The organism is Clostridium chromiireducens (genome assembly GCF_002029255.1).
In the GTDB taxonomy this organism is placed as follows: Bacteria; Bacillota; Clostridia; order Clostridiales; family Clostridiaceae; genus Clostridium; species Clostridium chromiireducens.
Genome location: NZ_MZGT01000042.1, coordinates 1 through 13,011, shown reverse-complemented (window position 1 = coordinate 13,011; position 13,011 = coordinate 1). Strand labels below are relative to the sequence as shown.

General features: G+C 29.5%; 17 protein-coding genes. All 17 read right to left on the bottom strand.

Going from position 1 to position 13,011, the window contains the following annotated elements; translation table 11 throughout:
- Positions 1-618: 618 nt before the first annotated feature.
- Positions 619-1,140 carry a cysteine hydrolase family protein gene (locus CLCHR_RS15225; RefSeq protein ID WP_079440693.1) on the bottom strand — a complete coding sequence of 174 codons (522 nt, stop codon included), beginning with the start codon at positions 1,138-1,140 and terminating at the stop codon, positions 619-621.
- A gap of 130 nt (positions 1,141-1,270) precedes the next feature.
- Complete coding sequence (locus CLCHR_RS15220; RefSeq protein WP_079440692.1) at positions 1,271-1,963, bottom strand: GNAT family N-acetyltransferase; 693 nt, start codon at positions 1,961-1,963, stop codon at positions 1,271-1,273.
- Positions 1,953-2,891, bottom strand: a complete 939-nt coding sequence (locus CLCHR_RS15215; RefSeq protein ID WP_079440691.1) for a homocysteine S-methyltransferase family protein — start codon at positions 2,889-2,891, stop codon at positions 1,953-1,955. Before CLCHR_RS15215 ends, CLCHR_RS15220 begins: the two co-directional genes overlap by 11 nt.
- A 265-nt stretch (positions 2,892-3,156) precedes the next feature.
- Positions 3,157-3,789 (bottom strand): HD domain-containing protein, encoded by a 633-nt coding sequence (locus CLCHR_RS15210; RefSeq protein ID WP_079440690.1) that lies wholly within the window; start codon positions 3,787-3,789, stop codon positions 3,157-3,159.
- Between the two features lie 54 nt (positions 3,790-3,843).
- Complete coding sequence (locus tag CLCHR_RS15205; RefSeq protein ID WP_079440689.1) at positions 3,844-4,368, bottom strand: AAA family ATPase; 525 nt, start codon at positions 4,366-4,368, stop codon at positions 3,844-3,846.
- Between the two features lie 99 nt (positions 4,369-4,467).
- Positions 4,468-5,331: a damage-control phosphatase ARMT1 family protein gene (locus CLCHR_RS15200; protein ID WP_079440688.1), complete on the bottom strand. Its 864-nt coding sequence runs from the start codon at positions 5,329-5,331 to the stop codon at positions 4,468-4,470.
- A gap of 89 nt (positions 5,332-5,420) precedes the next feature.
- Complete coding sequence (locus CLCHR_RS15195; RefSeq protein WP_079440687.1) at positions 5,421-5,768, bottom strand: VOC family protein; 348 nt, start codon at positions 5,766-5,768, stop codon at positions 5,421-5,423.
- A 65-nt stretch (positions 5,769-5,833) separates the two neighbouring features.
- A complete protein-coding gene (locus CLCHR_RS15190) occupies positions 5,834-6,307 on the bottom strand; it encodes an isochorismatase family protein (protein WP_079440686.1) in 474 nt (157 codons plus the stop codon).
- Between the two features lie 52 nt (positions 6,308-6,359).
- Positions 6,360-6,896 carry a GNAT family N-acetyltransferase gene (locus CLCHR_RS15185; RefSeq protein WP_079440685.1) on the bottom strand — a complete coding sequence of 179 codons (537 nt, stop codon included), beginning with the start codon at positions 6,894-6,896 and terminating at the stop codon, positions 6,360-6,362.
- 76 nt (positions 6,897-6,972) lie between these two features.
- The gene (locus CLCHR_RS15180) at positions 6,973-7,368 is read right to left on the bottom strand and encodes an SRPBCC family protein (protein WP_079440737.1); all 396 of its coding nucleotides are present in this window, start codon (positions 7,366-7,368) and stop codon (positions 6,973-6,975) included.
- A gap of 20 nt (positions 7,369-7,388) precedes the next feature.
- Positions 7,389-7,652: a TfoX/Sxy family protein gene (locus CLCHR_RS15175; RefSeq protein WP_079440684.1), complete on the bottom strand. Its 264-nt coding sequence runs from the start codon at positions 7,650-7,652 to the stop codon at positions 7,389-7,391.
- A gap of 81 nt (positions 7,653-7,733) precedes the next feature.
- A complete protein-coding gene (locus CLCHR_RS15170) occupies positions 7,734-8,504 on the bottom strand; it encodes a GNAT family N-acetyltransferase (protein ID WP_079440683.1) in 771 nt (256 codons plus the stop codon).
- Between the two features lie 92 nt (positions 8,505-8,596).
- On the bottom strand, positions 8,597-9,415 hold the full coding sequence (locus CLCHR_RS15165) for a CPBP family intramembrane glutamic endopeptidase (RefSeq protein WP_079440682.1): 819 nt from the start codon (positions 9,413-9,415) through the stop codon (positions 8,597-8,599).
- Between the two features lie 93 nt (positions 9,416-9,508).
- Positions 9,509-10,177: a 4Fe-4S dicluster domain-containing protein gene (locus tag CLCHR_RS15160; RefSeq protein ID WP_079440681.1), complete on the bottom strand. Its 669-nt coding sequence runs from the start codon at positions 10,175-10,177 to the stop codon at positions 9,509-9,511.
- A 299-nt stretch (positions 10,178-10,476) separates the two neighbouring features.
- Positions 10,477-10,995, bottom strand: a complete 519-nt coding sequence (locus CLCHR_RS15155; RefSeq protein ID WP_079440680.1) for a GNAT family N-acetyltransferase — start codon at positions 10,993-10,995, stop codon at positions 10,477-10,479.
- 226 nt (positions 10,996-11,221) lie between these two features.
- The gene (locus tag CLCHR_RS15150) at positions 11,222-12,079 is read right to left on the bottom strand and encodes a YitT family protein (protein ID WP_079440679.1); all 858 of its coding nucleotides are present in this window, start codon (positions 12,077-12,079) and stop codon (positions 11,222-11,224) included.
- A gap of 231 nt (positions 12,080-12,310) precedes the next feature.
- A complete protein-coding gene (locus CLCHR_RS15145) occupies positions 12,311-12,964 on the bottom strand; it encodes a Bax inhibitor-1 family protein (RefSeq protein ID WP_079440678.1) in 654 nt (217 codons plus the stop codon).
- Between the last annotated feature and the right edge of the window lie 47 nt (positions 12,965-13,011).

The following is a 13,011-nucleotide window of genomic DNA, read 5'->3' as shown; positions in this document are numbered from 1 at the left end:
GAACTTATTTTTTTAGCATCAAGAATCATCTAAATAATGGTAACTCTTCAAATTAATTATAGCATAGATTGTAAATGCAAAGTTTTAATTTCCAATAGAGAGTTATTACTCACCACAATTTTGTGGTCAGTGATTTATTTCCAGGGAAATCTGCATAGTATATAACATTTTATAATTACAAAAAAAAATCGCAAATTCAATCCCTTGAATAATGCGACCTAATTATGTAATATAAAATACTTTACAACCACCAGTTTAATAAAAGTCTAATAAAACCATAAAGAGTATAAGGAACTATTATTAGAAATACTGTAAGAAGATATTAAATTGATTATTTATGTGTTTCAATACATCTTCCCATATATTTCTAGTTCTTACTTTATAACATACATCTTTAAAACTATTGTAGTTAAGACTTAAATATTTCCCTTACTTTTTGTGTCCATTTATATAATAATACTTACTATCTTGCTTCTGAGAATTTATATAGCAATAGTCTATGTGACGTACTTTTTCTATTTTAAAGTTACAAAACAAACTTAAAATATCATCAAGATCAGCATAAAAATGGGCTACTCCTTTTTCTGGGCCATCTTCTTCATTTATATTGGAATTTAACTATTTCATTCTTTTAATTGTTTCATCCAATGAAATACATTCTGCATATCTTCTATTCCACATAAATTCATTATGATATTTATAACTATTTTCTGCTGACATAAATTTATTATCAACAGTTGTATTTGCATATGCTGGCACTATAATATTAAATTCATGTTCAAATCCACATTTTATGGTAGCATCAATACAATAGTCTGTTTGAAGCCCTACAATGATTACATCTTTTTCACCTTTGTCTTTTAAATATTCTAACAAGCCCGTCCCCTTAAAAGAACTATTAACATTCTTATCAAATATTTTTTCTTCATTAATTGGTTGAAATTCTTCATATATTTCAAAGCCATCAGTCCCTTTTGTTAATTCACTCCCAACTCCATCATCATGACGTACATATATTACTTCAATGTTACTTTCTCTAGCCTTCTTTATTAACTCTTTAACATTTGATACAAACGTATCAAATTTATATAATTTTTCATTTGTTATTAACTTTTGTGTATCAACTACTAATAAAACCATTTTAATCATCCTTTCAAATTACTATTTATAATACTTAATATTAAATTAAAATTCACTTCATATCCACTGTGTAAACACAGTTTTGTCATTTTGATTATCACCTCTTCGTTCAGTTGCATAATTAAACTTACTAAAACAACCAATACAATTTGTCTATTGATATTTTAAATCCGAGTTTCTTTTGCAAAGCTATTGATTTTTTATTTTCTATTTCAACTTGTGTAAATGGCACTAAACCATCTTCAAGTGTTTTGTTTATCATATAACTTTCAAGTATTGTTCCATACCCTAAACGTCTATATTCAGGAAAAATTTCTAATAGTCCTATGCTTCCTTCCAAATGATTTCCTATAAATCCTATTAGTACATGATTCTTATATCCTCCAAATAAACTTCCATTCTTTAAAAGCATTTCAATTTCATTATTAGATAATTTATTATAATGTTTTAATATAACTTCTATTTGATTCGGTTCTAACTGCCTTATTTCTAATTCTTCTTTTGTATGAATTTTAGTTTTATCCATATACGCAGCTTGAACACATTCAAGTTTTTCAGTTAACCCAAATCTATTTGATATATAATCAATCATATATTTTTGATGCGCAACAATTAGGCTACATTTCAATATGCTATTTATTAGCTCTTGTCCTTTTTCAAAATTATCTACAGATATCATATACGCATTACTTTGTTCTTCTTTCATTAATACTCCATCTATTTCAGCATACAATATTTCTGCAGTATCTCTACGTATTGGCTCAATCATTCCCATATGTAACAATGGATCTTTTATTAAATATTCAAGTGCTCTAGACTTCATCTTTTTCACCCTTTAACCTTTTTGCTATTTCTTCTATGTGAGTATTGTCAGTACCGCAACAGCCTCCTAAAATTTTAGGAATAAAATAATCATATAAATCCATCATATCATTAGCAAGACTAACACTATCAGAAATTTTCAAGTCGATGGCATTCTCTAATTCCTCTGGTGATAATGGTGAAGAGTTAGCTTGTATTCCATGAAATCTCTCTTTAACTAATCTTGTTTTATTGAAAGGATAAGATAGGGACTTTTTTAAAATGATTGGATGAACACAGTTTACCATATAGCAAATTGGTTTTTGTATAGTAGCATTATCTATACTCAAAATTGCATCATTAATAGTAGTTCCATCTATTAGTTTCCCATCATCCCTAATCATAAAACTAATTATATATGGCAATTCTGCTGTTTCCATAGCCTTTGCCATACCAATAGCCTCAGATAACTCAGGCATGATACCTGCAAACAAAAAATCTACTCCTGCTTCTTTAAATAACTTCACCTGCCATAAATGAAACTCCTGTGCTTCATCTACTGATACAATATCAGTTCCCTTGTACGCATCCCCCTTGCATCCCATTAAGCCACCTACAAACATATTTACCTTTGCATTACTTTTTATTTTTTGCAGAAACCTAACATTATCTTCTATTATTCTTTCAGTAAATTCAGATTGTAGGACACGATCCTTATTAGCTCTTCTTGTAGGGGTTGTTGCGATAAATGGTAACTTATATTTTCCAGCAATTTTTAGATATTCTTGAAAAATGCTATGCAAGGCTTGTCTCGAATCAGCATTATAAATTAAACCAGCCATCGCAACATTATCATCAAACATAATATTAAATTCTCTTTTTAATCTCTCTCCTAATGCACCTTCCATTAGCATAAATGAAGACTTATTAAAGCAAGTTTCAAAGTTCATATATACTCCTTTTTATAGTTATGTTTTAAATTTTTTTATGTTATTGCCCAGCCTTTAACTTACATTTTCTAATTAAATTTCATGTACAATCTATGATTGTTACTTATTATGTTCGTATAAAAGGTTCCTTTATTTGTGTATTAAGTAATTCTGAATATGCCTTTACCTTTCGAAAAGTATTTCCCATCATTTCTGAGCGCCTATAGCTGCGAAGTTTTTCTAAATTGAATCCACTTAGGCTTCTTTAATATCCCATCCTTTAGACTCATGAGATTGCTGGAGGTTTCCATAATGGTGCATCCTTAAATGTGGTTTCTTTTATATTGGGAAGTACATCATAGATAGAACACCCCATTTGTTTTTCAAAATATTCTTTCATTTCAAAAATCTCATTCCAGCGTTCAACGGTAAATAAAAATATCCCATACCTCCTTGTTGTATTAACAAAACGCTTTTCCATCATACAAAAACCTTGAGCATCAGCCAGTGAGTCACAAACAATCAACAATTTATCATAATCATCATAAGTTATGTTTTTTAAATACTGTCTAACAAATTGGCTTTCGTCATCACTCATATCATTGCTACCTATTTCTTTATCAAAATCAGGAACCGGAAATGAATGAGTCAAACAAATTCGCCCCACTTCGTCCCAACCTCTTTCCATAGCAAAATTATATCCATCAATACCATGTCTCCTTGCACTTACCCCATATCTTCTACCTATATCATGAAGAATTCCTAACACATATGCTTTTTGTGGGTTAAGATTACTACATCTTTCTGCAATCATTTGAGCCGCTAGTCCTACATTGATAGAATGTTCTGTCCATGGTCCCGGATTTAATTGTCCCGCTATCTTTAATTCCTCTTCTGCTATTTCTTTATTTGGAAACATTTCATTTTCCTCCTACACATAAAAATATTAATAAATCGCTATTTCCAACTTAATTTATAGTTTTGATTGAATTATTTTTTTCATAATAACATTCACTACTTGCTCAACATTTAAACTATTCGTATTGATTTTTTCACCATTAATGTCACTTTCAAATGCTTCTAAACATCTATCAATCTGCTGCTTGGCCCATGAATTTTCACATTCACCTCTGCAGATTAATCTACTCTTAATATTTTCTTTGTCAGCATTAAGAATAAAATGATAAACCTCAACGCCATTTTTAATTAAATTCCCTATTATTTGATTATAGTAATTTATATCAGTAATAGTCATAGGAATAATTAAAACTCCATTATAATTATCATGCATATGTTTTATTATTTGATAATTGATACTACGCCATATTTCAAGGTCTTGAAAATCTCCTTTTTCCTTCATCTCTGTTGGAAAGCTATCCCACAAAAAATATCCTACTTGTTCTGGGTCAAATATATGCGAAAACTCTATCTTTGAATGTAATAATTCTGCAGTTGTACTTTTCCCGCTGCCGAAAGCTCCATTTATCCATATTATCATTTTCTACCTCACAAAATATAAACTACTCTACAAATTACAATTTATAATGCTCAACTTAAACTAGAATTTGTAATTTATGTATATCGTTGAATTGCTTCTTTAAACTTTGTTTTTCATACAAATCATTTTCTTTTCCGGAGCACCAATATCATTGGCAATCACATCGCATTTGGTCATTAATAGGAAATAGATTTTTTTCTTTTCTTCACTCAAACACTCATAGTTCGCTTGCCCTTTAGCAATTACTGCATCGGCCTTTTCATATACTTCTTTGAACTCAAGACTTGTCCGATTTAGAACAGTCCCAAGAGAACCATCCCCATTATCTATAACCTCTGCATATTCATCAATTCCTACTGCATATGCATCTTCAGCTATAGAATCATTTACAACAGGTTTACCTCTTACTCCAAAGAATATTTTAACATTAGGATTTAGTTCTTTTATTTTCTTTAAAAGGATCTTGTCCATGCAGATCTCTCCACAATTATCACCTAAGTATAATAATGTTTTTAAATTTAAAATATCTTCCGCTAGCTCCTTAGAATCATCTATTGCTAATTCTAACTGTTCCATTTTTTCAAAATAATCAAAAATATCCTCTAATAATGTATTGTGAATAGGATTGAAATCTATGATATTACCAACAATGGCGTATCTTACTGCTAATTGAAACGAATTTTCAGCTTGCTCAATCTTCCTCTCAAATTCGGGTAACAGTTTCAAAAACAATTTATTATAGTAATTTCTAGTTTTTTTATATGGATCTGAATTATTAGTATGCTTTTTTATCATGCTAAAAATTTCTCCAATAATTTCTGGTGTAGTTGTCTCAAAATCCATTTTACTGAGGTAAGTAAAAGCTTCCCTCAATAACTCTTCCTTATTGTCAACACCTGTAATATTGGCCACTTTAATAACTTGGTTGACCACACATGGCAAGCATTTATCATGTATTTTCATAATTACCCCTCTTTACGCTTAAATAATTTGTAATCTAAACTGTTCAACAAATTAGAATTTATAATACTCAGCCTTAAACTGGAATTTTCTTATTTGTTAAAACTTCTAAAATAAATGATATTTTTATCTGGATCATAGAAACTCATATTTTTTGTTCCCCATGGGCGTAGTTTAGGTTCTTCAATAATTTCAACACCTAAATTAACAAGTTTTTCATATTCAGCATCAATATCATTTACAGTAAATGCAAGACACATATTTTGATTTTTATTGTTTTTTACAGAACCGTCATTATATATTGTTAACATGGTTTCTTCTGCTAAAATTGTTTGGTGAACTGTATCATTACTACCATTTTCAGTCTCAAGTAATAATTTATAAAAATTTGATAGCTTTACAACATCATTAGTTAATAATCCAACTTCTCCAATTCTCATAAATACCTCCTACAAATTACTATTTATAATGCTAAACCTTAAATTAGAATTTATATGTTTATTGCTTAAAAAGTGAATACTACTCCCATTTCCTTTAATTTCTTTTTCATCTTTTTGAACTTACCATAATTCCCAATACCAATAAGCGATTCATTAAATAAAATCTTATATTGCTTAGTTATTCCATCAAGGGCTGAAGATCCTACACAATAATTGCCATCTACACCTACTAGCTCAAGTTCACTTGCATTTATCTCTTGTAAGTATTCCAATAATCGTTTATTAGAAAAACAACTTACTTTTCTTTTTTCAAACACGTTATTAGATATGACAGAAAGCCCATCAACTAACCTTTTGGGCTTTCTTCTAATTTCCCAAAAGAATCTATTTACAATATAAATCACTGATTCATTAGGATATTCCGAAATCCTTTCATTTATAGAATCTATCAGTTCTTTAGCATTATATGGATACATTCTTGTATTCCTAGAATCCCCTACATAGTCTTCCTGCATATCTATAACTAATAAACATTTCATTAAAGCACCTCATCAAATTACTATTTATTATCCTTAATCTTAAAATTAGAATTTATCTGTCAGAATAATCATCTTCATATGGGTTTAATATTGCATATACATAGGTGTCCCAATATATAGGTTGTCCATTCGTATCTTTATGAAAAGAAACATTTTTTCTAAAATGCGCTTCACGCTTCATTCCAATCCTATCCATCAATCTCCATGAATGTGTGTTTTGAGGAGCGCATTCTGCATAAATTCGATGAACACCTTGATTAATCATATATTCTATAACTGCTTTGCTGGCTTCACTTCCATATCCATTATGCTGATAGTTCTCATTCAATACATATCCAAGTTCTCTTGTATTAAAACTCCTCTTTCCTAGATAAATATTCCCAATAACCTTATGTTCTTTTTTTAACTCTATTGCATAAAATTCATCGCTTTGTGCTCTAAATTCAACCTCTTCTTTTGCTTTCTGACAAGTGAAATCTGGATATGCCTCAAATTCAGCATTAACTCGCTGCAGCATATATTCACATAAATCATTTTCGTCCCTCAACTCAAAATTACGGATAATCAATTCATTTGTCTCAATTTTCATTTCAATATTCTCCTTTAGCAGTGGAACCTGCCTTTTGAATTACTATTCACAATACCCAACCATAAAAAAGAATTTTCTATTCTCCTAATGCTTTTTTTAAATCTTTAATATAAATTTCCTGTTGCTTTTTCAAATAAGACTTAACAAATAAATTCATAATAGGATTCTTTACTTCGACTTCTTCTGTAAACTCTATTCTTGTCCCAGTTCCATTTTGAGAAAATACACCTTTCAAATGTCCACTCATATTTTTATTTTTCATATCAAATTCATACTGCTTATAAGGCTTTTTTAATGTTATAGTAAAATCTGTTTTGAATCCATTCTTAGCATATTCAGAGAAATTGTTATTGGAATATACAATTATTTGTGATAAATCGCTTCTCCAAGTACAGTTATTATTGTCAGTTACTACATCCCACACCTTTTCTACACTACTTTCAAATGTTGCCGTAACAGTTGACTTTTTCATTTTTGCATTTCCTTTCAAATTTACTCTTTACCTTTATGCCAATTATAGAAATCTTTTAGATTTGCTCTGCGTTCCTGTGGTAATGCTGTTTTCTTAATACCTTGAATCGCACCTTCCAATGCTAACAATCTATGAATACATGCTGAAGCATCAATCTCTTGTATTTTCAGCCACGCCTGTTCTGCACCAATATCACTTAATTCATCATAAGTAAATATACCTACGTCATTTAGCTGCCTTTCAACTTCTTTTCCGATGTTAGGTAGTTTTGATAATTCTCCCATGATTAAACTTCCTTTCAAATTACTACTTATAATATTTACCATTAATCTAACAATGCAAACTATGTAAAATTCTCATAGAACTTAATAGTCCATAATTTCATATGCTTCATACTCTTTATCAAAATGATATCCAAGTTTTTCGGCTAAAGCCACAGAGCCCTTGTTTTGCGCATCCCAACTTGGATATAAACCTTTGTTCAAACACTCTAAAATCAATTTGGCACCACAAGCTAATGCCAAACCTTTTCTTCGATAATCCTTCCTAGTATCAATTTCTATCTCTATTCCTTCATTGTACACAGTATAAGAAGATGCTCCCGAAACAACAATTCCATCTTTTATTACTACAGCTCCAATACCTCGTTTTCTGTAATCCTCGTAATCATTAAACTGTGAACATAAATCTTTTGACCATTGATTGCTAATAACCTGATTAAAAATATCCTTATCTATAATCTGAATACTAAATGGTTTCTTTATTTCTTTTACAATTTTACTTAGCTTCTCAATATCGAATACATCACGTTCTTTCTTAATTGCATAACGATACACTTTTGTTGCTCTTTCTTTATATGTTTGCTCAATCAGCTTACTCCACTCATTATTTTGTGGAATCATAATTATAAAATTTGATTTATAATCATCAGGCTTATTCAATACGAGTTCTTTTTTAGCCTCACCTGCCAAAAAACAAAAGTCTCCTATTACTATTTGAGCTGATTTAGGATTACTAATACTATCTGCATATGCTCTTCCCATACAGCCTTGCATGCATGACCAAATTAATGTTTCCTGCCAGCCTTCAAATAATTTTTCTAAACATTTTGTATCACGAATTTCATAAACACTCATATTGATTCTCTCCATTTCATCTTATATAAATGATTTATATTTCATTATCTCAATAAATTACTATTTATAATCTTATCCAGTTTAATATGGCTTTATCTTAGTGTAACTTTTTCCTGAATCGCTGTCTCTCTCGAATACACTTTAAAAAAACCTGCAGCGATTACAGCATATACAATTGAAATAACAATATAGAACCAAATATCTGCAATTACAAAATTGTATAAAAAGTTAAAGCAGAAGTGTATCCAAATCGCATAAAATAAATTGTTACTTTTCTTTAATATCACATTCATAATTATAACTAGTGAAGTCATCACTACTAAATTAGAAATGATATAAATAATTAAACTCATTCCTATAAAATCACTATCTACAAACCAAAGTACCGCATGCCAGAATGCCCAAATAGCTCCTAAGATAAATGAACCTTTTACAAATCCAAAACGTTCCTCCAATTCTAAGCGAAGATACCCTCTCCATCCAGACTCTTCTCCAGTTGGTCCGGATAAAATTGACAGTAAAAATGATAATGGCAGGGAATACATGCCAAGACTAAAGAAAGAATTAAAACTTTTTTGTTCAATAATTGATAAAATGAATACAGATAACAAAGTTCCTCCAATAACAAAAAATCCACTTAAAATTAATAAGTTTATTTTTATCTTGCCACTAAATGCTTCTCGATAAAATTCTTTTACCCTCATACCTGGTCTCAATTTTTTAAACATAAGCAATAGTGCAAATGTTGGTGACCATGCACATAAATTTGCCAGCCATCGCATTGTTAGCCCAGATGCATGGAACACCATTGAAGCAGTTCCACAAATTCCAAGCACCATTATCCAAAATATCAGGTATGCAAAAATTACATACTTCCACATTATATCTAAACCCTCATTTGTTTTTTTCATCGATTTTCCCCCTATATATTTAAAATCATTAATAAATTACTATTTACAATACTAAAACTTAATATGGAACTTATAGTATAATTACGTATTAAATTACTTTGATATAGTAATTTTTTCTGGAGTTTCACCTATAGGGCAAACACGAGCGCATTCTTCACACTTAGGTGTATAACTTCCTTGTATTCCAAATTCCTCATCTATTTTATTTTGATATTGGCTACATTCAACACCTAACAATGTATCATCCTTAATTACCTTTGCTGGACATGAAGTTTTACAAATTCCACAATGATAGCAAACCTCCTTACATTCTGGCAACTTATCTGATATTTCTCCATCTGAAACTATTACTCTTAAATGCGCCCAGGCTCCCCATTCTTTATGAAGGAACAGAAAGTTATCTCCAATTTTTCCGAGTCCAGTTTTATTAGCTAAATCTTTAAATCTTATTCCACTTCTCCCTGGATAAGGTATAATGATACTATTATATCCATTATCTTTTATTACTGATGTGATTTTTTCACATTCTGTTTTTAAATGTAAATCCGCTGCACAAGTAACATTATTTCGTTCGGCTTCAAATGGAAACCATGCCCACTCTATGGAATGTTTAATATGGTGCGCTAATACAATAACTGATTTGCATTCTGGTAGTAAATCCCATAACGCTTGTCTTTCGCTTTCAGAACACATGGAAATAGAAAAAGAATCTATTTCACAGCAACTTGATAGTTTTTCTTGAAGATAACTTAGTTTTATCACTTGCCCCAATCCCCTCTGCCTAAATTACTATTATAGATCAATTATAGCATATTTTGTAAACACACATTGCAAAATTTCTAAATGATTCTCTAATATAATACGTACCTATAACATCATTAAATTTACAACTTATTATATTTTCTTAACCCTAAATATAATAGTATGGTTATCAATATTTTAAATAAAAAAATATCACAAATCTATTCTTTGTTATGAATAGTGTGATATTCTAATCTAATATTAAATTTTTAGATATAATAATAACATCTATAAGCAACTCTAGAAATTGGAATTTAATACTATAATGATTTTTCAAAACATTTCAAATCTTCCCATATTACATTTTGGAAATGAAACTTTGTCGTACCTACATAAATGTATCCAATCTTAGGATATAGAGTTCCAGCTGGAATATTGCCTTCATAAGTATCAAGGCGAATAACTTTATATCCTTGTTCCTTGGCATACTTTTCAATAAATTCCATCATTATTCTTGCTTTACCTTTACCACTTTCAGATGGCCTGATACACAAAGTGTGAATAACCATAATTTCGCTCGGCTCGGCCTTTGTAACCCACGAAATGTTGTCATATTCTTTGGGTTGAATACTATTAAGCACTACACAACCATATATTCCTTTTTCATTTTCTCCAACAAACATCGTATTATTATCAATAGCACTTTTAGCATAATCAACTGTTGGATAAAGACCTTTTTGCCAATTTGTATAAGACACTGTTTGTTCTTCATAATCCAAAATCTCATTATATATATTTTCTATTTCCATAATATCATCTATAGTAGCAACCCTAATCATAGTTTTTCTCCTCTACAAATTATTATTTATCTTTTAGTTAATTATAGCATATTTTGTAATATTACATTATTCAATTTAAAGAGAACGATTTTTATCAATTGCTATACAAAATCTGCATTCTGCCCTTCTTTATCAATAAAGGTGAGTAAGATAAATCTCTTACTCACCTTTATTATTTTGAACACATTCTCATATACTGCTTAATGTAAATCCAAATAAAAAAATTCTAATGTATTGCTTTTTTCGCATACTTTTTACCAGTTCCCTCAACACTTGTAATTGTGATTAATGCATCTTCATCAAAATCATGCACAATTTTTTTCAGTTTTGCTATCTCAAGTCTTGATAGAACTACATATATAACTTCTGTCTCCGCACCACTATAGGCACCTTTTCCATTTAATAAAGTAATTCCTCTGCCAAGTCTATCCATTATCGCTTTAGAAATATCTTTATTTTTATCAGAAACTATAATTACTGACTTAGATTCTTCAAGCCCTTCAACTGTTATATCTATAGCCTTAAATGCAATGAAATAAGCAATTAATGAGTACATTGCTCTATCCCATCCAAATAAAAAACCTGAAGTTCCTAGTATGAACAAATTTATAAACATAACTATTTCTCCAATAGAAAATGCGCTTCTTTTTTCTAAGAGAATAGCAACAATTTCAGTTCCATCTAAGGAACCGCCGTTTCTTATAATTAAACCTACTCCAACTCCTAAAATAATGCCACCAAATATAGTCGCTAGAAGTGTATCCTGCGTTATACCTGGAATTGGATGAAGCAAAGTTACACCAATTGAAAAACATATTACTGAAAATATCGTTGAAACAGCAAAAGTTTTACCTATTTGTTTATAACCTAAAATAACAAAAGGCAAATTTAATACAAACGTAAATATTCCTAACTCAATACTAGTTAAGTGACTTGCCATTATTGATATTCCAGTTATTCCGCCGTCAATTATATTGTTGGGTATTAAAAATATTTCAAGGCCAATAGCTGCTAAGGCCGAACCTAATAGCATAAATAATACTCTACTAAAATTAATTAAAACACCGTTTCTTTTTTTCGTCATATAATTCCTCCCTTATTTGAATAATTTATTTTATACGTGATTTATAAGTATTATCTAAATTATAACATAGTTTTAAATACTATTTTCATAATATTCAATTGTTTATATTTTATTAACTTTTTCATATCATTTATATTTACATAACTTAAAGCTAACATTCTTTATTATCTCACGTAAATATCCAATTTTATTCTCTTGTATCATAATTATAATACTAATATCTTCAAAGCTTTAATCATCATCTGAGGATGTTGATAGTAAATATTTAAATAAAATTAATATATGTAAATATATATGCATAACGGAGTCTAAGACAAACTCATCATCTATAAAATCCAATCTTTTATTAATGTTTAATTTAAAGGAATTAATATCATACATCACATGCAAATAGAATGCTCCTAGCGCAAAGTATTCTACATATGGTAAATGAACAAACATATCTAATACAGTTAACCCTGACAGAATAATAATTAAAGTTAATAGTATATTCTCTAAGAAACTCAAATCTTTTAATTTTAACCCTATTATACAAAAACTTGACACAATTAATGCAGTTGCAATCAAACATTTATATACCGATACAGTAGTAAATAGACTTAGTATCGGTGTTATTGTTATTCCTTGACCAAAAGCATATATATAAAATGCATATTTTTTTACTATTCCGAAGCTAAATGCAGATACAAAGGTCAACACTAGCAAAATTGCACCACATCCAAAATAAAATTCCATCTCCGTTAACAATGGCATTATATAGTTTCCAATGTACGCTCCTATGGTTGTTAACACCAACGATACCATTAAATAACTAACATATTTTTTATAGTACATTGCTGTTTCTCTTTTTATCCTCAATTGTCTATATAGATCTTCTTCTAACATACTAACCCTCTCTCATAATTATACAGTCATATATTGATATTATTAAC

Excerpts from the sequence above, each read along its gene's own strand:
- CLCHR_RS15165 (WP_079440682.1), bottom strand. The coding sequence starts at position 9,415 with ATGAAAAAAACAAATGAGGGTTTAGATATAATGTGGAAGTATGTAATT.
- CLCHR_RS15185 (WP_079440685.1), bottom strand. The coding sequence starts at position 6,896 with ATGAAAATTGAGACAAATGAATTGATTATCCGTAATTTTGAGTTGAGG.
- CLCHR_RS15215 (WP_079440691.1), bottom strand. The coding sequence starts at position 2,891 with ATGAACTTTGAAACTTGCTTTAATAAGTCTTCATTTATGCTAATGGAA.
- CLCHR_RS15175 (WP_079440684.1), bottom strand. The coding sequence starts at position 7,652 with ATGGGAGAATTATCAAAACTACCTAACATCGGAAAAGAAGTTGAAAGG.
- CLCHR_RS15170 (WP_079440683.1), bottom strand. The coding sequence starts at position 8,504 with ATGAGTGTTTATGAAATTCGTGATACAAAATGTTTAGAAAAATTATTT.
- CLCHR_RS15220 (WP_079440692.1), bottom strand. The coding sequence starts at position 1,963 with ATGAAGTCTAGAGCACTTGAATATTTAATAAAAGATCCATTGTTACAT.
- CLCHR_RS15155 (WP_079440680.1), bottom strand. The coding sequence starts at position 10,995 with ATGATTAGGGTTGCTACTATAGATGATATTATGGAAATAGAAAATATA.
- CLCHR_RS15225 (WP_079440693.1), bottom strand. The coding sequence starts at position 1,140 with ATGGTTTTATTAGTAGTTGATACACAAAAGTTAATAACAAATGAAAAA.
- CLCHR_RS15205 (WP_079440689.1), bottom strand. The coding sequence starts at position 4,368 with ATGATAATATGGATAAATGGAGCTTTCGGCAGCGGGAAAAGTACAACT.
- CLCHR_RS15180 (WP_079440737.1), bottom strand. The coding sequence starts at position 7,368 with ATGAAAAAGTCAACTGTTACGGCAACATTTGAAAGTAGTGTAGAAAAG.
- CLCHR_RS15200 (WP_079440688.1), bottom strand. The coding sequence starts at position 5,331 with ATGAAAATACATGATAAATGCTTGCCATGTGTGGTCAACCAAGTTATT.
- CLCHR_RS15145 (WP_079440678.1), bottom strand. The coding sequence starts at position 12,964 with ATGTTAGAAGAAGATCTATATAGACAATTGAGGATAAAAAGAGAAACA.
- CLCHR_RS15210 (WP_079440690.1), bottom strand. The coding sequence starts at position 3,789 with ATGTTTCCAAATAAAGAAATAGCAGAAGAGGAATTAAAGATAGCGGGA.
- CLCHR_RS15150 (WP_079440679.1), bottom strand. The coding sequence starts at position 12,079 with ATGACGAAAAAAAGAAACGGTGTTTTAATTAATTTTAGTAGAGTATTA.
- CLCHR_RS15195 (WP_079440687.1), bottom strand. The coding sequence starts at position 5,768 with ATGAGAATTGGAGAAGTTGGATTATTAACTAATGATGTTGTAAAGCTA.
- CLCHR_RS15190 (WP_079440686.1), bottom strand. The coding sequence starts at position 6,307 with ATGAAATGTTTATTAGTTATAGATATGCAGGAAGACTATGTAGGGGAT.